The organism is Lentisphaera marina, assembly GCF_028745505.1.
Taxonomy (GTDB): Bacteria; Verrucomicrobiota; Lentisphaeria; order Lentisphaerales; family Lentisphaeraceae; genus Lentisphaera; species Lentisphaera marina.
Window position 1 is genome coordinate 2,025,335 of record NZ_JAQZZL010000001.1, and the last position, 19,331, is coordinate 2,044,665.

15 protein-coding genes are annotated in these 19,331 nt (G+C 39.6%); 9 read left to right on the forward strand and 6 right to left on the reverse strand.

Annotation, left to right across the window (positions count from 1 at the left end; translation table 11 throughout):
- Positions 1-107 precede the first annotated feature (107 nt).
- Entirely contained in the window at positions 108-2,603 is a 2,496-nt protein-coding gene (locus PQO01_RS08320; RefSeq protein ID WP_274313562.1) for a PA14 domain-containing protein, read from the reverse strand.
- Between the two features lie 79 nt (positions 2,604-2,682).
- Positions 2,683-4,746 (reverse strand): sulfatase family protein, encoded by a 2,064-nt coding sequence (locus PQO01_RS08325; protein WP_274313563.1) that lies wholly within the window; start codon positions 4,744-4,746, stop codon positions 2,683-2,685.
- Between the two features lie 198 nt (positions 4,747-4,944).
- Here PQO01_RS08325 and PQO01_RS08330 point away from each other — a divergent pair, with 198 nt between their 5' ends.
- Both PQO01_RS08330 and PQO01_RS08335 read left to right on the forward strand, forming a co-directional pair.
- The gene (locus tag PQO01_RS08330; protein WP_274313564.1) at positions 4,945-6,324 is read left to right on the forward strand and encodes a sulfatase family protein; all 1,380 of its coding nucleotides are present in this window, start codon (positions 4,945-4,947) and stop codon (positions 6,322-6,324) included.
- A 312-nt stretch (positions 6,325-6,636) separates the two neighbouring features.
- Positions 6,637-7,629, forward strand: a complete 993-nt coding sequence (locus PQO01_RS08335) for an IS30 family transposase (protein WP_274312668.1) — start codon at positions 6,637-6,639, stop codon at positions 7,627-7,629.
- Positions 7,630-7,681: 52 nt separating this feature from the next.
- Here PQO01_RS08335 and PQO01_RS08340 read toward each other — a convergent pair whose 3' ends face one another.
- Entirely contained in the window at positions 7,682-8,347 is a 666-nt protein-coding gene (locus PQO01_RS08340) for a type II secretion system protein (RefSeq protein ID WP_274313565.1), read from the reverse strand.
- A 286-nt stretch (positions 8,348-8,633) separates the two neighbouring features.
- Here PQO01_RS08340 and PQO01_RS08345 point away from each other — a divergent pair, with 286 nt between their 5' ends.
- The 3 genes from PQO01_RS08345 (at position 8,634) to PQO01_RS08355 (ending at position 12,408) form a co-directional block, all read left to right on the forward strand.
- Positions 8,634-10,181, forward strand: coding sequence for a sulfatase family protein (locus PQO01_RS08345; RefSeq protein ID WP_274313566.1), 1,548 nt, complete (start codon positions 8,634-8,636; stop codon positions 10,179-10,181).
- A 129-nt stretch (positions 10,182-10,310) separates the two neighbouring features.
- Positions 10,311-10,460 carry a hypothetical protein gene (locus PQO01_RS08350; protein WP_274313567.1) on the forward strand — a complete coding sequence of 50 codons (150 nt, stop codon included), beginning with the start codon at positions 10,311-10,313 and terminating at the stop codon, positions 10,458-10,460.
- Positions 10,461-10,470: 10 nt separating this feature from the next.
- Positions 10,471-12,408: a type I phosphomannose isomerase catalytic subunit gene (locus tag PQO01_RS08355; RefSeq protein WP_274313568.1), complete on the forward strand. Its 1,938-nt coding sequence runs from the start codon at positions 10,471-10,473 to the stop codon at positions 12,406-12,408.
- 177 nt (positions 12,409-12,585) lie between these two features.
- Here PQO01_RS08355 and PQO01_RS08360 read toward each other — a convergent pair whose 3' ends face one another.
- Positions 12,586-13,065 (reverse strand): hypothetical protein, encoded by a 480-nt coding sequence (locus PQO01_RS08360; RefSeq protein ID WP_274313569.1) that lies wholly within the window; start codon positions 13,063-13,065, stop codon positions 12,586-12,588.
- 108 nt (positions 13,066-13,173) lie between these two features.
- Positions 13,174-13,542, reverse strand: a complete 369-nt coding sequence (locus tag PQO01_RS08365) for a hypothetical protein (RefSeq protein WP_274313570.1) — start codon at positions 13,540-13,542, stop codon at positions 13,174-13,176.
- 513 nt (positions 13,543-14,055) lie between these two features.
- On the opposite strand from PQO01_RS08365, the gene PQO01_RS08370 reads away from it, so the two are divergent.
- The 4 genes from PQO01_RS08370 to PQO01_RS08385 all read left to right on the forward strand — a co-directional run bounded on the left by PQO01_RS08370 (position 14,056) and on the right by PQO01_RS08385 (position 18,338).
- On the forward strand, positions 14,056-15,222 hold the full coding sequence (locus PQO01_RS08370; protein ID WP_274312071.1) for an IS256 family transposase: 1,167 nt from the start codon (positions 14,056-14,058) through the stop codon (positions 15,220-15,222).
- Between the two features lie 203 nt (positions 15,223-15,425).
- Positions 15,426-15,923 (forward strand): hypothetical protein, encoded by a 498-nt coding sequence (locus tag PQO01_RS08375; RefSeq protein WP_274313571.1) that lies wholly within the window; start codon positions 15,426-15,428, stop codon positions 15,921-15,923.
- A 15-nt stretch (positions 15,924-15,938) separates the two neighbouring features.
- Positions 15,939-17,636, forward strand: a complete 1,698-nt coding sequence (locus tag PQO01_RS08380; protein ID WP_274313572.1) for a hypothetical protein — start codon at positions 15,939-15,941, stop codon at positions 17,634-17,636.
- The gene (locus tag PQO01_RS08385; RefSeq protein ID WP_274313573.1) at positions 17,637-18,338 is read left to right on the forward strand and encodes a TrmH family RNA methyltransferase; all 702 of its coding nucleotides are present in this window, start codon (positions 17,637-17,639) and stop codon (positions 18,336-18,338) included.
- A gap of 1 nt (position 18,339) precedes the next feature.
- Here the strand turns inward: PQO01_RS08385 and PQO01_RS08390 are convergent, their stop codons facing one another.
- On the reverse strand, positions 18,340-19,224 hold the full coding sequence (locus PQO01_RS08390; protein ID WP_274313574.1) for a radical SAM/SPASM domain-containing protein: 885 nt from the start codon (positions 19,222-19,224) through the stop codon (positions 18,340-18,342).
- Positions 19,225-19,331: the final 107 nt, after the last annotated feature.

Genomic DNA, 19,331 nt, shown 5'->3' on the forward strand with positions numbered 1-19,331 from the left:
TTTCTCATGATTGAATTCAAATATAAAACATTTCTATCTACATAGCTATAAATTTTCAGCTCCACTCGCTTAAAAGAGGAACTTTTGGTTTAATTACATATTGAGCATCAATGAGCTTTAAAGTCAATGACTCTATTATTCGCCAGAAGATGCTTGCCCTTGCGACTTAATTTTGCTCCCTGTGGAACAGCCACTAAAACCACCGCCTGATTAGCTTTTAGTTTAAGCTTTTCACTTCCATTGAAAGCCGAGATAAGAAACTGTCCGCTTATGGTGTCGTAAATATCTACTGGCTGATCGATTTTATCACTCAGATCTATCCTCACTGATTTTGCCTCCGCATGTGGGTTGTGATATAAAAACGTGGGGTAAGAATCTTTTACGAGCCATTCCGTTTTAGTGCAATCCCAGCGCAAAATGGCATCCACGTCTGTTTTTGCGACAATCGCACCAAGTAGACCGACGTGATTCCCCATGTATAAGCCAATATTATTCGATGTCTTAGAGAACCACTCTTTCTTTTGTTTCAGGTAATCCTTGCGCTCGACTTTTGGAGTGCCCCAACCTAGGCGAATGGGGTCTCCTGTTGCATAGGGTTGGTATAAACGTTTATCACTAAATTCAGAAGTCCCCAAAGCTTCATAAAACAGCAAGTAGTCAGGATCGTGGAGATCTTTCCAGTCTTTGTGATCCTGATGATTCCAGTCCATTTTGTAGCCCTGCATAAGACGCATGGAGACGGCCATATTGAGTGAGTATTTGGCAACTGCCACGGCATAATCCGGATCATAACGCAAGGCCGGCAGTAACCATGCTGGACCATTAAGTGAGCCCATGGTAAAGCATAGGAAATTGCCATTTTTCCAAACGGCGCCATCCAATCCATCCACAGTGACTCCCTTATACTCTTTTCCGGCTGTTATATGCCAACCGCGTTCCTGCTCCCCGCCAAACCAGGCATTATAAATTTTCCCAAGATCAAAATCCTTACCATGCTCCACCATCAATCGCGATGCTACGTAGGGTCCCATAATGTGAGTCAATTCGTAACGGCCGGCATTCAATTCGTAGTAGCGCATTGCGGACTCCGCACAAGCCAGCATTTCAGGGTCTTTGTGCAGGTCATACCCCAGTAAATTCATCCAGGCAACGATCGGTGAATTACCAAAGCGATTCATCGGCTCATTGCGTCCTCCTGGACCATTCGTTTCAAAATTAAAACCTAGGGTATCAAAATTTGCTTCATCAGGACAGCCCAAACCCTTGGCAATTTTAAGGAATGCCTGGGTGGATTTTTTTACCTGAACCATAAAGTCAGTGTCGTCAGGAAATAAATCAGCCAGCATGACTCCATAAACCGAACTCCAATAACCATAAATCCCCGAATGGAGTTCAGGGTTCTTATCTCCCGGTCCATGACGGTAAATGCCATGCTTCTCATCAAACCAGAGTTTGGCAGATTTCAAGATATCAAAATCGACTAAATCTCTAGGATCCAAACCCACCATTTTGGCTCCCACTATGGGAGAAACATTTGTAAAAATCTCGCCACCAGGCTTACTGTGACGATAGGAAGGCATACGTAAATTATAAGTTTCAGCCATGCGTTTTTCAGCAAGATCTGTAGCAGAGATATAATCCCAAGTCAAGATCGCTTTGGCTTCACCTGAACTTTCCACATACTCAACTAAAATTTCGTATTTCCGTCCTTGCTCAAGGTGAATTTTCTTCTCTAATTTTGCAAGTCCACGCATATGTCCCATCAATTCTTTGCCATTGATAAACATTCTGGAACCATCATCAGAACGTAAATAAAAGGTATATTCACGGCTTTCGGGAACATCTAAAACTGTGGACCAGCGAACTGAAAAATTGTCTCGATCGATGGCATCATGAGGTTTTTTATGACCCCAATTAAAATTCAGATCTTTATCAATCATCATCACTTCAGGCTTGCCTTTAAATTCACGATTAGCAAACATTTCGCGTTTCCACCCTGAGTCTCCATTAGAAGTTTTGAGGTAGTCATTTTTTATGGCGTAATGCCCCGATTCCTTTCCTTTTAAATAAGTTTTCATGAGCAGATGACCATCCAGCTCATATCCATCGCGCAGGATATATTTATAATACTTCTGCGATACATCCTGCCAGTCACGCACAATGAGTGGTTTAGGTATGTCCACCATTTTGTCCACAACAGCAATTGCCTGCTGACTTGTATGCTTTGCTTCAAAGAGCTTAGGATTTGAATTAAGTTGCTCGAGGCTTTCTCCTACGAATTGAGCTGTTCCTCCATTTTTACGTGCTCCACTTTTCCCCAGTAAATAAAAAGCCCCAAGGCCGGCAATTAAGCATAAAGCGGCTAAGCCAGCTAAAATTCCACGGCGAGAATGAGCTGTCGCTGTTCCCTTTACCTGACTGACAGGTGGACTCTTTACCTTTTCAGTCTCCTCATCATAAAGTTGTGCACTTTGTCCTCGACCAGGCACCAGCATTGCCAGGTTACAGGAGTCGCAACGCACCTTACAGCCCACATACTCAGCTGGCGCTTCAAGTGGGCTCTGGCAGCCCAAGCAATAGAAAATAATTTTATCTTCAGACAATGAAAAACCTCTTTTACTGATATTGTTTTACAGCAAAAATGCTGATCTAAACAAGCGAAGCCATTAAATTTTCCAAGAATTACACTTCTGTGATAAAACTTCTCATCTTATTTAACAGCTCATTGCGTTCCGCCTCGTACTCATCCAACTCATCTTGGGCTTTTTTGATCTCGGTTTGCACACGTTCGGGAGAGTATTTTTTCTCTTTACCGGCTTTGAGCTTTTTAATTCTTCCCTGCTTCGCTTTTATCTTGCCACGTAAACTTTCCGACTGTCGAGTGAGTTCCGCTAATTCGGGAGAACCATCTTCAATTAAAACACTCGCCAATACTCGAGTCGAGTCCACACCACTCAATTTTCCCTCAATGAAATACTCCACAGCTAGTGGCTTAATCTTTTGAAATTCGATCCAGTCGAGCATATTAACCATTAGTCTCGATTCTTTACCTGATTTACCTATCTCGCGAATTTTTGCGAGTCCCGCAGATTTGCGACCTTCGCGAATCAGGATCCAGCTGGCGTAAGCCTGATGCAAAGTAGATTTTTCGGAGTCTTTAACAAAAGCTTCGAGTCGGGATAAAACTTCCTGTTTGCCATTTAGCTCACCTTTGAAGCTCAAATTAAGCAAGCCTAGCAAAGACCAAAAGGGTTTACCTATAAATTTATCATCCAATGAATCCAGAAATAAAGGAATGTTAACTGGATCATACTCAAGTGATTTATCAGCCAGATCAATATAATCTTTCAGAGGGTACAAATCTGCTCTTCTCACATATTCATAGGCAGTTAATTGATACTTACTCAACTCTTTACTCATATCATACTCAGAAATGAATCCACTATCAAAAATTTTCAGCTGCCACTCACGTAAAGCTTTGCGCATTTTTTTAATGTCGACCTGATGAGCTGATGCTATATTTTTCACATTATCATAATCTTCATTGTAGAGATAGAATTCATCCACTGGACGATCTTTCCCAAAAAAGCGTGATTCAATTTTGCTAGCTTTGCCATCTAAAAAGTACTGCTTCCAAGCTCTTGTAGCCTCCATGTTATAAGTATAGGGAAGGAACTGGCCATTGGGTACAAAAGGCATGTAATTGCGAATGTACAGGTACTTATGATCGCGAACAGAACGCACCATGTCGACGCGATCATCCATGCGATTTCTAAAAGAAAAAACGTAGTCTGGATCTGCCTCTTTTTGCTCTCCTAGAAATATCCGACCCTGCATTTGCTTAAGGTCTTCGGTACTTGCACCACCCAGACTTAACCAGGTCTTAGGAAAGTCTGTAAAGCTTACTAATTCTTTTACTTTCATCCCGGGTTTTTCCGCTGGATACAGGTGCTTGAATTTTTGCGGAATCCGCACAATCAAAGGACAATGAGTACCACTGTTGTAGAGGTAACGCTTTGAACGTGGCAGTACACCACCATGATCAGATGAGTAAATCACTATGGTATTTTCGGCTAGGCCATTATCTTCCAGTTCTTTTAACCAAGCCGCGACTTCATCATCCAGCTTTTTCATACACTTATTATATTTGTCGTAAACAAAGTGCATCCCCGGTAAATCGGGGTGGTAGGATGCCAAGTTTTTTGCTTTCTCAACTTTATCTTTTTCTGGCTTAAAGCCACCAAAAGCTCGAGATTCATGAGTATTGTGAGTATTAAAAACGTGGATAAAGGGCTGATTTTTCTTGAGATTCTCCCATACAATTTTCTTTGGATCATCCCATGTATCATTTGGGTTACGCGCACTGCGTAAATTATAATCCGTTTTAGCGTCATTCCCTTTACTTGTGTAGTAACCGATCTTCTTAAATATTTCTGGGTAAAATTGAATCTGCTCAGGAACGGGGAACCCACTGCGCATACCCTGTGTGCCCATTGAAATAGCATTGATTCCCGTTATCCAGGTTGACCTTTGAGGAGCGCAAACGGGAACTGAGGCATAAGTATTTGTAAATAAAAAGCCCTCGGATGCCATCTTATCTAAACTTGGAGTGGGCTTAGCAGGGTTGCCATAAGCGCCTAGCCAACGCGCCCCATTATCCTCGCTGACAATCCATACGATATTGGGACGTTCAGCAGCAAAAACAAAACTGGAAAATAAAAATGAGAGGTAAATAAAACTTTTCATAATGGGCAAAATCCTCACTTAGGAAATTAAAATCAGCAGAGACGCTATACATAATTCATTTACCGCAAAACTCGATCACTTAACACTTAAGTTTATAAAAATATTAAATTTCACAATTTTGTAGCCGCTTTGTAAAGATCCGGAGCGTTGCTTTTAATGAATTGTAAAAAGAAATTTAAAATTCACTAGGTCATAAATATGAAAAATCTTATAATACTTCTACTCAGCTCAATCAGCATATTAGCTACTGATAAACCCAATTTTCTACTCATTTTTACCGATGACCAAGGCTACCAGGACCTAGGTTGCTACGGATCACCTAAAATAAAAACTCCTGTACTCGACAAGCTCGCCAGTGAGGGCGTCCGCTTTACTGATTTCTATTCAGCAAATGCTATTTGCTCCGCTTCCAGAGCCGCGCTTTTAACTGGTCGCTACCCATCTCGAAATGGCGTTTTTCACGTTTATTATCCAGGTGCCTACAAAGGACTGCGCCAATCGGAAATCACCATTGCGGAACTTTTAAAACCAGCAGGATATCGAACCGCTATTATTGGCAAATGGCATTTGGGTGATCGCCCAGATTTCTTACCCACGAAACAGGGTTTTGATAGTTATTTTGGCATACCTTATAGCAATGACATGTGGATTCATAAGGATCAGAAATTAGCTAAAGATGTAAAACTTTTTAAGGACTTCACTATTGAAGACATTCGCTCTGGTAAAGCTAGCAAAACAAAAAAAGGTCTTGCCCGTACTGTTCCTCTCATGCGTGGAGAGGAAGTTATCGAATTTCCTGTCGACCAATGTTATATCACTAAACGCTACACGGATGAAGCTATTAAAATTATCGATGAATCCAACAAAGCTAAAAAACCTTTTTTTATCTACCTTGCTCATGCCATGCCCCATGTACCCCTTTATGCTTCGCCAAAATTTAACGGAAAAAGTGACCGCGGCCCCTATGGCGATACAATCGAAGAAATGGATTTCCATATTGGTCGCCTCGTAAAGCACCTTAAAAAACTAGGCATTGATAAAAATACTATGCTCATTTTTACTTCTGATAATGGTCCTTGGAAACTGGGCGAAAGAGGCGGTTCCGCCGCTCCATTAAGAGGTGCAAAGTTTTCCAGCCATGAGGGTGGACCTCGAGTGCCCTGCATCATGTGGTGGCCGGGAACTATTCCTGCGGGAACCGTGAGTAAAGAGATCACCACAAGCCTAGATATTTTTCCAACTTTTGCGGCTCTCGCAAATACCCCCCTACCCACTGACAGGATCTATGACGGCCACAATATTTCTACCATGCTTAAGGCTGGATCAAAAGGAAAAAGCCCCTATGAAAAATATTTCTATTGGAATAAGCATCATATCGAAGCCCTTCGCATTGGGAAAATGAAGCTCCGTTGGGCTTGGGATAATAAAAAGAAAGCACGTAAAGCTGTGGAACTCTACAACCTGGAAGAAGATATTTCTGAGAGTCAAAATTTAGCCTCTCAAATGCCAGAAAAAGTCGAGTTCATGAGCAAGCTCCTACTTACCGAAGAAGAAAAGCAACTAGCCGATAATAAATGAGGAAAAGCATTAGATCTATGACTAAGTTATCCAGCGATATTTAATGCATTGGGACAGGGAGGGACTATAACTAGTAAAACATTAAAAAAATCATCCCCGCAGAGACTTCCGCCTGTGTGGCAACACCTCCTCGCCGAAGTGAGGTGAGGTGAGGTGAGGTGAAGTAAAAAAAGGATCTATACAAGAGTTAAAAGCTGAATTCGAGTAGTAAGTGCAACACCTCTGTTAGTCACTAGTATGTAAGATATCGAGTAAAACAAGACTCAGATGTAATCTGTATTAGTGACCAAACTAAACACAGAGGAGACTATCATGTCCTATAAACACCTGAGTCTTGAAGAAAGACATTACCTTGAGTTAGAGCGAAAGGCAGGCGAATCACTCAATAAAATAGCAAAAAAGCTCAGTCGTTCAACAAGTACGTTATCACGTGAGATTAATCGTAATATAGGCCAACGTGGATATCGTAATAAACAGGCTAATGAACTAGCTCAAAGGCGACAAAAAGAGAAAGCGAAAGCAGTTAAGTTAAACGTTGAGATTAAGACTTATATCAATGAACATCTTGAAATGGATTGGAGCCCTGAACAAATAGTAGGTCGATTAAAAGATGATAAGGCAGTGTCTCTTCATCATGAAACCATTTACCAATACATTCTCAAAGACAAGCAGTCTGGAGGCGAATTGTATAAATTGCTTCGACATCAAGGTAAACCTTACCGTAAGCGATATGGTAACCAACACAGTAGGAATGGCATTCCCAACAGAGTTGATATAGATCAGCGCCCTGAAGCGGCTAATAAAAGAGAACGAGTTGGTGATTGGGAGCTTGATACAATCATAGGGAAAGCTCATAAAGGCGCAATAGTAACAATGGATGACCGTAAATCAAAAGTACGATTAGCACTGCCTGTTTCTCAAAAAAAGGCTTCTTTAGTTAGTGAAGCCATCATTAATTTGTTAAAACCCATTAAAGAACAAGTTCATACCCTAACATTTGATAATGGGAAAGAATTTGCTAAACATGAAAGTATTTCTGAAATCTTGGAATGTAAAAGCTATTTTGCTAAACCATATCATTCATGGGAGCGAGGGCAGAATGAAAATGCCAATGGTTTGCTACGTCAATATTTCCCTAAGAATATGCCTCTTGATAAAGTTAATGTTTCAGAGGTTGAAATTGCTGTTCACAAGCTTAATAATAGACCTCGAAAATGCTTGAAGTTTAAAACACCTTATGAAGTATTTCAGAAACTAACTGGAATTGATTTAACAAAAAAAGTGGGTGTTGCACTTATGAGTTGAATTCAAGAAAAATTAATTTACAATTTGCTAGAATTATGCAATTAACTCATAGCTAATTTTTAGGATTTTGAAATGTGTCATTACAATAAAAGTCGTACTGACCATTTGAGTAATTATTGTAATTAAAAGTTTTTGGCTCTGTCTCAAAAATCGCATGATAGTAAATAAATTTTGCGTGACCATCGCCAAACAAGAGTGAAAACTTGAGTTCTCCTTTCATGTGCCACATAAAATTATCTGGTGAATTGGCTGGATCACTTCCCGTGCCCCACTTCCCCATAATTGCACGGCTTCCTGTATAAACATAATCTTTTGGAACAGTTACGTTAGTGGTAGACATATCTTTGCCCCAAACAGCGTGTTCGTTCCAATGATAACTACTACCACGACGTTCGTAAGTTGTTCGTCCATCATAAACAACGGCTCCTCCATTATCCCAATTACCTTTATCGGATGGGCACTCCCACATCTTTGTTGAAACCCCCTGATACTCTTCATAAGTATCCCAAACTTCATTTCTTCGTATGGGAAATAAATTCTCATTATCTTCCGTATACATGTAAGTTCCAACACCGACTTGCTTTAAATTACTCAAGCAAACTGCTGCCTTCCCTCGTTCTCGTGCTCTACTGAGGCTAGGCAGTAATAAACTTGCCAAAATGCCAATGATCGCAACTACAACTAAGATTTCAATTAGAGTAAATTTTTTGTGTTTCATAGAGCTTCCTTTGTTTAAGTGTAGCGCTCTCAATTACTAAACCTTATAAAGTAAATGTAAGCTATGCAAGTATTAAATGGTACTTTTACTATTTAGGTGTTTACCCTGACAAAATGGGGTCTATACAGGCTTTTAATAAAAAAAGCCATTTTTCATTAAGCTTAAAAGTAAATTCATTGTGTTTTGATAACTATCCCATCAATAAATAAAAGATAATTACGCATTATTTTGTTTAGATGACGCTCGATCTAGGTAATCAATAATAAAATTAATTATAGGAAATGACATGATCAGAGTAAGTTTTTTTATTATCGCTTTTATACATTTTTATTGTCTAAGTTCAGAACAAAACCGCCCCAACATTATCCTTATAACAGCAGATGATTTGAGCTGGGATTCACTGGGTTGTATGGGAAATCCTATCAATGGTCTTACACCAAATCTAGATAAAATGGCGACAGATGGTTTACTCATTGAACATTGCTTTATATCCACACCTATTTGTGGGCCATCAAGAACAGCTCTCTATACAGGACGTCATCCACATAGCAGTGGCTACATGGGCCATGGTGTTCAACCTCCGACCTGGTGGAAAAAAAATGGTGGCAAGTTCCCCAAAACATCTATTACCTCTGAACTTCGTAAATCGGGTTATTTGACCGGAATTGTCGGCAAGCATGGAACTTCGGTCTGCAAATTTGATGAGAAGTTTTGTGATTATCAGCAAACAGGCTTTGGGCGCGATGCTAATAAGTACGCTGCCTTTGTTAAAGATTTTTTTACACGTGCAAAAAAAGAAAACAAACCATTTTACCTCGCAGCCAACACCCATGACCCGCATCATTACTGGCCTCGCAGTAAAGGAGAAAATAAACGCTGGTTCGACCAAGGGATGCGCACCAGCGATTGGAAAGCTTATGCGAATGGAAAGCCCTACCCTGACCCCTTAACTCAATATACTCCAGAAGAAATTATACTCCCCGCCTCATACCCTAACGATATCAATTTCAAAAAAGAAGCAACGCTCTATTTTGATGCAGTAAACCGCATGGATCAGGTCATTGGCGAAATTCTTCTGGCTCTTGAAGAGAGCGGTTTATCTGAAAATACTCTTGTTATGTTTCTTTCGGATCATGGAATGCCCTGGCAAATGGGAAAGTGGTCCCTCTACCCCTCTGGGACGCGTACACCACTACTCATACGCTGGCCCGCCACAATCGAAAAAGGAAGACGTGAAAAGAACGCCATTATTTCTGCTATAGACATTGCGCCAACTTTGGCGGACATTTGCGGGCTTGAACCCATTAAAGGCGTAGATGGCAAATCCTTTGCACAGCTCGTTAAACATGACGACACAGAGTGGGATAGGAAGTTTGCCTTTAGTTGTTTTAATTATATGAACAACAATAAAATTCACGATGAGTTGGCTCCCACTTACTCACATGATCTTTATCAAAAAACAGAACAATATCGACCTTCAAGAGCTTTAAATAATACTCGCTTTTCTTACGTGTGGAACGCCTGGTCTGATGGACACACACAATTACCCAAAGAAATGGGTGGTGCCGTAAGTCACTTACTTAATAAGCACTCTAAAAATCAGCTGGATAAAAATTATCCGGATTATAAAAAGCGGGCCAAATTCATGAAGTTTCGCGCTCACGAAGAGCTTTATGATGTACTTAAAGATCCCGGATGTAGAAATAATTTGATAAACAAAGCGGAATATCGTCCCGTACTTGAAAAGATGCGTAGAGAAATGAAGCAGGTACTTAGGGAAACTAATGACCATGAATTAGAAAATTTCATGAGGCTCATTTCCAGGACATATTAAATTCCTATTTTGATTAAAAACTTGTATAGATCCCATTTTGCCTGGGTAAACACTTAGGGAAATCAATATAATAAGCACTTTCCTAGCTTTCATCGAGGAAAAGTTGAGTGCGTATAAATAGGATACTCTATGAAAAATGAAAAATTCACTTTAATCGAAGCCTTAGTCCTTGTGGCTATACTTGGTATTCTGACGAGCCTACATGGGCTTACAACTTTTGAAAGAAACAATAGAGCTAATGGGCAGTTTTCTTTTTATTGTAATGATAAAAATAATTAGGGGAAAGTAAATGATTGTAGTAATCGACCTCGGCGGTACCAATACGAAATACGGTCTTATGGATTCTGGTGAAATCATTGCCGCGGCAAACTGTCCTGCAGAGCCTCAGGCAGGCATAGAAAATCACCTAAATAAAGTTATGAAGCTCATTAATGAGCTTTGTGTTGATCTCGGTAGAAATATAGATGATTGTAAAGGCATTGGCATACTAAGTGCTGGTTTGGTCAATGGCAAAGAAATGCGTGTTCTTAACACTAATATGAAGTATGATGATGCCGTAAATTTTGACTTCAAACATTGGGCCATGAATCAATATGGACTTGAGTTACGCATGGAAAATGATGCCAAAGGGGCACTTCTCGGTGAATATCACTACGGATCTGGAAAAGGTGCTGACAATATAATGATGATTACATTTGGTACGGGAATTGGTACAGCTGTAATATCCAATGGTGAACTACTTAGCGGATCTAACTTCTCTGGTGGTAACCTTGGTGGTCATATCCTCGTTCGTTCTGGTGGGCGAAAGTGTACATGTGGTGCAAGAGGCTGCCTTGAAGCAGAAGCTTCTGGTTGGGCACTCCCGCTTATAGCAAAAGAGCACTTACTCTTCAATAGTAGTTCTTTAAAAGACGAGCCAGTTATTGATTATAAAACTATGCTTACACATGCCGAAAAAGGCGATGAATGTGCCATAGACCTACGTCGTCACTGCTTCCAGATTTGGGGAGAAGCCTTAGTTTCATATATTCACTTATTTGACCCTTCTCGAATAATTCTTGGTGGTGGACTTATGAATTCGGCAGAGCTCGTCCTTCCTCGTTTCAATAGAATTATCAAAGAAATGTCTTGGTCACATGGCAGCGGTCTTGAGCTCGTTAAAGCAGCGCAACCAGACAATGCTGGTATCTTAGGTGCAGGTGCCCTTTTTAAAGATATTGAGGAAAGCTATTACCCACTCACTTTTGACGAAGTTTATAAAACGGCCATATGGGGCGGTAAACTTCTGAAAAAACTTCCACGTGATCTTCCTAAAACTTCAATTCCCATCGGGGAAAGTTGGGAAATTGTAGATAGACCTGATGATCAAAGTCATGTACAAAATGGCCCTCTCGCAGGAAAAACTCTTCGTGAACTCATTGAAAAAGATCCCGAAGGTATTGTTGGTTACGGTCATCAGGCAGATCAACCATTCCCCCTACTTATGAAAATAATCGATGCAGGCCAAGCCCTCTCTTTACAAGTTCACCCAGATGAAGAAACATGCAAACATATTGTCGATGCAGAACCAAAAACTGAAATGTGGTATGTTTTAGATCATAGTACTGATGCTGAAATCCTTACAGGTATAAAAGAAGGCGTGTCTACTGAACAATTTTACAAGAGTGTTAACGATCCCAAAGTTAAAGAACTCATGCATTCTTATGCCTCTGAACAAGGTCAGTCTTTCTTCATCAAGGCTACAACCATGCATGCGATTGGAGGCGGCAACCTTATCTACGAAGTTCAACAAAATAGTGATACCACTTACCGGGTGAGTGACTGGGGACGAGTGGACAAAAGTGGTAAGTCAAGAGAACTACATGTCGATCAAGCAATGACATGTCTTCACCATTCTCTTGGAGATGTAAGACCTAACTCTCACCAAATTCAAGCATTGAGCTTCACCCCCCTAAGCTTTAACTCTGAACTCAAACGTCGCCAATTAGCCATGTGTGACTATTTCCAAGTTGAAGAAATTGAGTTCGAAGGTTCCCTGACACTGCCCTCTAATATCGGTACTTTCCAAACAATCTATGCGGTAGACTCCGATCTCCAACTTGAATGTAATGGTCACATATACCATATCAAGCATGGACAAACCTGTCTTATTCCTGCCAAATGTGGCATATGTACAGTTTCATCAACTGAAAAAAGTCGCTTAGTGAGTGCCAAAAGACCCGCCTAATTTGCACCTGTGTACTAACAAGCCATTCATGTAAGCCTTACATGAATAGCTATTACTCTAATAAACGAAATTCTCTCTAATCAGATATATTGCTGCAGGTATTTTTTCTGAGTCGGACCTGAGGGATTCGAAGCCTCGATCGTTAATTTAAGTATTATTAAATATGTATGTTCTAGGTTAATAATTAGCGGCAAAGCCTTCGATATCATCACCTATCAATACGATATTACTTGGCTTATTGACTTCTTTAGTTTCGCCACGTTTAATTTTCCAAACAATTGTTTTCTCACGAGTTAATTCAAAAACTGGATATTGACTATCATAGGCGGCAATAATTAAATTACCGTTTTCCCTAATTTGAAAACCTCCTACATAAGTTAACTTTATATCGGGAACATCCTGCGGAGTCAAAGACCATACAATTTTATCGTTAGGGTCTATTTCTACTAAACAAGCTCCATAACCTGTACCCACTAAAACATTGCCATTATCAAGCATTTTAACGCCATGAATTCGTTTGGCTTTAAGAGGTGCCTCCAGTTTATTTAAGTCTATGACTCTTTGAATATTTCCTTTTGAATTCAGAATAAAAACTTTATTTTCGCCTGATGCCGATACTATATATCCACCGTCATCTAATTTTCTGACCATTTTCATTTGATGCCTAAGTTGTGATCGAAGATAAGGCAGTTTTATCATTTTTCTGATTTTTCCTTCAGGACTCATTTCTATAATGGCTTTAGGTCCGTTTATTGCAATTAATAATTATCCGTCATCCAGGGGTTGGCAGGAATGAATCTCTAAAGGGCGTTTTTTCGGTTCAAAAAATAATTTTCTTGTATTGCTATTGTCATATTTCCAAATACCATGAATACCAGATACGACCACACTATCATCATCTAATTTCCAGGCATCTTGACACTGACCATAGGTTGCCCAAGTTTGATTGATACTCCCTTTACTTAAAAACTTGACCTGACCATTTATGAATTCAGTAATCAACATATTAGGGATGTTCTCTACGGAATATTGATCTCCTGAGTGATCTAAGGCAATTACCTTTTTGTTTTCTGCGTACAACGATAAGCTGAATAATAAACTAAGCTTAAAACAAATAAATATGATTTTATTCAAATCTTTGCTCCTTATGGTTTTATATATATAATTTAATTTATGTTTTATAAATCAATGTATTACTTATTACATTGATTCTAAACTAAAATAAGGACGCGCGGACACTAATTACAGCTCTAAAGAGCTCTTAAAAAATAGACTCAATCTAAATTAACTTCTTTTTAACTCGATCACTAGGAATTGATGATATATCATAATAATTAAGGACTTATGAATATAAGAATAAAATGTAGTTCTTGATTTATCTTCGACATTTCTTGTCGAATTATTGTTTTCACTTCGAATGAAGATATTCTTTCAATATCATGATAAGAATATTCACACTCATGAGGGTAGTGTCCCAAATTTTCTGTAAATTCTGCTATAGCTCTACTTTAAGAGTTATGAATAGCTTCCGAGACTTCGCGAGAATGGGAACTTTCTCGTCGGAGCGAAATTGAGGAAGTTGTTTGTAACTCGGGGTAAAGAAGATGCAGAGTGGTGTTGCACCAAAACAACCCACAAGGAATTATTATGCACCACTCTACACACGAGAACAGTAGTGTCTTATTAGAAATGATCCACCAAGTCACAGAAAACGGCGAAAGCGGAATGCTTGAAGCTATGAGAGTATTACTAAATGAAGCGATGAAAGTAGAGAGAAGTAATTCTCTTGATGCTGCTCCATATGAACGCAATGAAAATCGCTTAGGTTATGCTAATGGCTATAAAAACAAAACCGTAAACACTCGACTTGGAGCAATGAAGCTCAACATTCCTCAAGTCAGAGGTGAAATCGATTTTTATCCAAGTTCTTTAGAAAAAGGCTTACGAAGTGAGCGAGCTTTGATGACAGCTATGGCCGAGAGTTATATTCAGGGAACTTCGACAAGAAAAGTCACGAAACTTCTAGAGAAAATGTGTGGTCTTTCCGTGAGTAAATCACAGGTGTCACGAGTTGTATCTGAGCTAGATGAAAGCTTAGAAAAGTGGCGTAACCGTCCTTTAGGGAAATATCATTACCTTTTGGTGGATGCGAGATACGAAAAAGTTAGAGTAGATAAGACTGTTCGAGATTGTGCTTTGTTAATTGCTTATGGGATAGATGAATCAGGAAAACGCTCAGTTTTAGGTACAAGTGTCTCTTTAAGTGAAGCTGAGGTTCATTGGAGAAACTTTTTCCTATCATTGAATGCTCGAGGACTTCATGGTCTTAAGATGATCACGAGCGACAGTCATTCGGGACTGAAAGCCGCTTTAACAACTGTCTTTGGGTCAATCCCATGGCAGAGGTGTCAATTTCATTTACAGCAGAATGCGGGGGCTTATGTGCCTAAGAAAGCGATGCGTTCAGAAGTTGCACAAGACATTCGAGATATCTTTAATACCCCTTCAAAACAGGACGCCGAAAGACTTTTAAAGCTTACTTGCTTAAAGTATGAAAACAGTGCTTCTCAATTATCTGAATGGATGGAATCCGCACTTCCTGAAGGCTTTTCTGTATTTGATTTAGATCGTTCTTGTTGGACAAAACTGAGAACCACCAATATGATTGAAAGACAGAATCGAGAAATTCTAAGGCGAACTAGAACCGTGTCTATTTTCCCAAATGAAGCTTCACTGCTTAGATTAGCGTCCGCTATTCTTATGGAATTAGATGAAACCTGGATAGCTACAAAAAGAGTTTATCTGTCTGTTTAACTAAAATTGGTCAACACCAATTTACAGAAACAACGGGACTCTATCCAATAACTCCTACTAAAAAACAACATTTATAAACATATAAGCTATTTCTTTTTTAATTTTTAGACAAGTAAATAACATTTTCCCTTCATAACCTTGTATCTTATTTAGCAGAAGTTAAATTTTATTGCTTAATATATAAGAATGAGGAAGTGACTAAAGTGAATGAATTAAAGAAAATCAATATAAATGATCTCGATTGGTCTCTACTTATTAGCTTAATTATATTGCTAACTATTGTAATTTACTCTGCGGCTCTATCCTCCAATATCGCTGAAAAACGTGGACAAAAATATATTCCCCATTTTTTTATAGGTTTTATACTTCCTATTATTTACCCATTATTCCTTCTTACAACAATGAAAAATAAACTCAAAATTGCTAAAGAGGAAGCTCATCAAGCTGACGAAGCTGAAGATGATGTCCCCGAGTTAGATATTGCTATCGATATTAATGAAGACTTTTTTAAACAATACCCAACAGACAAAAACGGTCATCGTGCTGGACCTTTTGTTTTCGAAACAGACCAAGGTATTATCACGGCTCAATTTATAATTGAAATACAAAAACAACTACTTATTATACAGACTATAAACTCCAAAGAGCAGGAACAGACGCTACGCCTGCCTTACGAAAAAATCATCAGCTGCAACACCTAAGGACTCCTCTATATTATGTTTGAATTAACTTTTGAATTCTCGTGCCCAAGTTGCGCGGGTCACGTACCTTTTGTCAATAACACTAAAGAAGCTCACTGTGCTTCTTGTGGTTTAAATATCATCTTCGAAAACCCTGATCAATTCTTAGATGCTTTGGACCCAGATTCAGACATTGAAATGTTCCAAACTAATTCTGTAAAACAAGTAGATAAATCAACTGGCAGCATGAGAGAAACGATAACCGTTTCCTTTTCTCGACAAGATTTGCTTAAACAAGCAATGGCAGCGACAACACCAGAAGTTAAAAACACCTCAACTAGCAATAACCTAACGCCACTTAACACCCCCGTTGCTTCTGCTAAAAAACTTGGTAAATTGAAAGTTGCACAACCTGTCAACAACGACTTGTTAAACCCTGGTAACAGTAGCTCTAGCCCAACAGGCGCTCCCTCCTTTAACAGCACAGCACCAAAGCCTGCTCCAATGGGGGCTCCGAATTTTGCAAAACCAACTGCGGCCAAAACTTTATCCTCTGCTGAAACGATTACTGGTGCACCGGCATTCTCTAACACTCAAACAAGTCCTCAGCCTGCCCCAAGCGCCCCAACATTCAACTCAACCCCTAGTAGCGATCTATCTCCTTTAGAGCAACAACGTTTAGAACTTGAAGAGAAAAAACGTCAAATCGAAGAAGAAAAAGCTCGTGTAGAAGCCGAATTCGCTCGTATACAAGCAGAGACTGAAGCCGCCGAAGAGCAAGCGCGTATCGCTGCCGAAAAAGCTAAACTCGAAGAAGAAGCACGCATCGCTGCTGAAAAAGCTAGAGCCGAAGAAGAAGCACGTATTGCTGCTGAAAAAGCTAAAGCCGAAGAAGAAGCACGTATTGCTGCTGAAAAAGCTAAAGCCGAAGAAGAAGCACGTATTGCTGCTGAAAAAGCTAAAGCCGAAGAAGAAGCGCGCATCGCTGCTGAAAAAGCTAAAGCCGAAGAAGAAGCGCGTATCGCTGCCGAAAAAGCTAAAGCCGAAGAAGAAGCGCGCATCGCTGCCGAAAAAGCTAAAGCCGAAGAAGAAGCGCGCATCGCTGCCGAAAAAGCTAAAGCCGAAGAAGAAGCTCGTATCGCTGCCGAAAAAACTAAGGCCGACGACAAAGCTGACGACAAAGCTGACGACAAAGCTGACGACAAAGCTGACGACAAAGCTGACGACAAAGCTGACGACAAAGCTGACGACAAAGCTGACGACAAAGCTGACGACAAAGCTGACGACAAAGCTGACGACAAAGCTGACGACAAAGCTGACGACAAAGAGAAGTCTGAGAAAAAACCTACTAAGAAACGTCCTACAGGAAGTAAATCTGGAGCTGTTAAGAAAACTACTGGATCAAAAACTGGTCGCCCAGCTAAAGGGACTAGAAAGACAAGAACTGGAATGAAGACAGATGCTGAAAAGCACCGCAAACCTGCTGCAGCGAAAAAAGCAAATGGCGCCACTTCTGAAGGCAAAGAAAATGCTAACGGTGACAAGCCTCCACGTCGTAAAAAGCCAAAAACTAAAAGCGAACGTCCCCGTACGAAAACTGGTCTAACGCCAGAGATGAGAAGAAAACTGGATGAAGAAACACGAGTAAAATCAAAAGCTATTAAGCAAAAGATTATTCTCTTTAATATTCTTTTACTTGTAGGTGTTGGTGTCTACTTTTTCATGTCAAAATAAATGACTAAAACCCTAGCTTCTTTAAACACTAGCGAGAAACAGACTTTACTCACAAAATTGCAATCTCATTTAATTGATGATCGTATTGAACTGATTGATAAAGTCTGTTCGCAAAGAACTGAACATATTTGTTTAGTTCTTGAAAACCTATATCAAGAGCATAATGCATCGGCAATCCTAAGAAACGCCGACGCATTTGGCATACAAAATATAAATGTCATAGAAAATGACAATGACTTTGCTGCTAATAAAGAAGTTTCGATGTCAGCTCATAAATGGTTGGATATCGCAGCTTGGAATAAGCCAAAAGTAGACAACACAAGTGATTGCTTGTTAAGCTTAAAAAAGCAAGGTTATAAAATATGCGCGACAAGTTTACGCCCCGGAGCCATCACCTTAGATAAACTACCCGTAACTGAACCCATTGCACTCTGTTTTGGAACTGAGCTAACTGGTTTAAGTGAAGTCGCTCATGACCTAGCTGATTATGTCACTTACATACCTATGGATGGCTTCATTCAAAGTTTCAATGTATCTGTAGCTTCAGCATTGAGCTTATCTTATTTGAGAAACAAAATGAGAGAAGAAAATATCGAGCATTCTCTAAGTCCTGAAAAGCAGCTTGATACTCAAATAAACTGGAGTCTCGCTTCTATGAAACGCCCTGAATCGATGTTAGAGTATTATTTAGATCAACTTTAAGCTAGTTAAAGCGCTCTCGGTAACTACACCTTTTACAAAGATCTTCTACGATTTTATTTTGCTGAAAACCCTTACGTAATTTTTGTGCGCGTTCGTCTGCCAATATATCATCCAAGCTCATTTTACGACAAGAACCTAGATCAATATGCCCTTCACGATCAAAGCAACATGGGACAACTGTACCATCGACTAAAATCGCAAACTGATTTTTAAGCGCCACACAAAACCCTCTTTCGGCAACAATGGGGTCATTGAGTTCTGGCCACTCAAATCGTTCTGCTAAATTAAGAAATACATTGCCCTTAATGCGATGTCCCTTCAAACTGAGTTTTGCGATCTCAGCAAAATCTAGGTCTAAAAATTTTGCGATCTCAGCAATAATCTCAGAATTTTGATCAATAGTCTTTTGATCATGTCCCGCATTCCACAAGCGTAAGTTGATATGCATATCAGAACGCTTATCTAGTACTAGACTAATGAAACTAAATATTCTGTCTAAGTAATCTTTATTGTTTGCCTTTGGGAAGTTATCCCCAAAACTCTGCAAAGAGAAATTAATTTGATGAACCGTTGGGTTTAATAAGGCCTGTACATTTTGTTCATTCAATTGAATGCCGTTCGTAACAATGGATACAGCTTGCTCTTCTTCTTCACAAATCTTAATAAACTCTGGAAGTTGGGGGTGATTCAAGGGTTCACCCATGACATGTAAACAAAGTAAATAAACCTTAGGAGAAACTTGCTTGACCAAAGATCTGAAAAAATCTGCTTTCATAAATTCAGACTCTCTTTGTAAATAAGTCTGAGGACAAAAACTACATTTCAAATTACAAAGGTTACTAATCTCGATGTAAACCTTGCGAAATTTTTTCCTAGGATACAACATCACGAGAACCTGGTTTTCTTAAATTTAATTGTCGTTTCATATCCACACTTATTATGCATAAAGATGACCGACAGTAGGCTAACTGACTCATGAAGAAATCCTTATCT

Bases quoted from the DNA above. Each gene is read 5' to 3' on its own strand.
- PQO01_RS08325 (WP_274313563.1), bottom strand. From the start codon at position 4,746: ATGAAAAGTTTTATTTACCTCTCATTTTTATTTTCCAGTTTTGTTTTT.
- PQO01_RS08330 (WP_274313564.1), top strand. From the start codon at position 4,945: ATGAAAAATCTTATAATACTTCTACTCAGCTCAATCAGCATATTAGCT.
- PQO01_RS08335 (WP_274312668.1), top strand. From the start codon at position 6,637: ATGTCCTATAAACACCTGAGTCTTGAAGAAAGACATTACCTTGAGTTA.
- PQO01_RS08340 (WP_274313565.1), bottom strand. From the start codon at position 8,347: ATGAAACACAAAAAATTTACTCTAATTGAAATCTTAGTTGTAGTTGCG.
- PQO01_RS08345 (WP_274313566.1), top strand. From the start codon at position 8,634: ATGATCAGAGTAAGTTTTTTTATTATCGCTTTTATACATTTTTATTGT.
- PQO01_RS08350 (WP_274313567.1), top strand. From the start codon at position 10,311: ATGAAAAATGAAAAATTCACTTTAATCGAAGCCTTAGTCCTTGTGGCT.
- PQO01_RS08355 (WP_274313568.1), top strand. From the start codon at position 10,471: ATGATTGTAGTAATCGACCTCGGCGGTACCAATACGAAATACGGTCTT.
- PQO01_RS08360 (WP_274313569.1), bottom strand. From the start codon at position 13,065: ATGAAAATGGTCAGAAAATTAGATGACGGTGGATATATAGTATCGGCA.
- PQO01_RS08370 (WP_274312071.1), top strand. From the start codon at position 14,056: ATGCACCACTCTACACACGAGAACAGTAGTGTCTTATTAGAAATGATC.
- PQO01_RS08380 (WP_274313572.1), top strand. From the start codon at position 15,939: ATGTTTGAATTAACTTTTGAATTCTCGTGCCCAAGTTGCGCGGGTCAC.
- PQO01_RS08385 (WP_274313573.1), top strand. From the start codon at position 17,637: ATGACTAAAACCCTAGCTTCTTTAAACACTAGCGAGAAACAGACTTTA.
- PQO01_RS08390 (WP_274313574.1), bottom strand. From the start codon at position 19,224: ATGTTGTATCCTAGGAAAAAATTTCGCAAGGTTTACATCGAGATTAGT.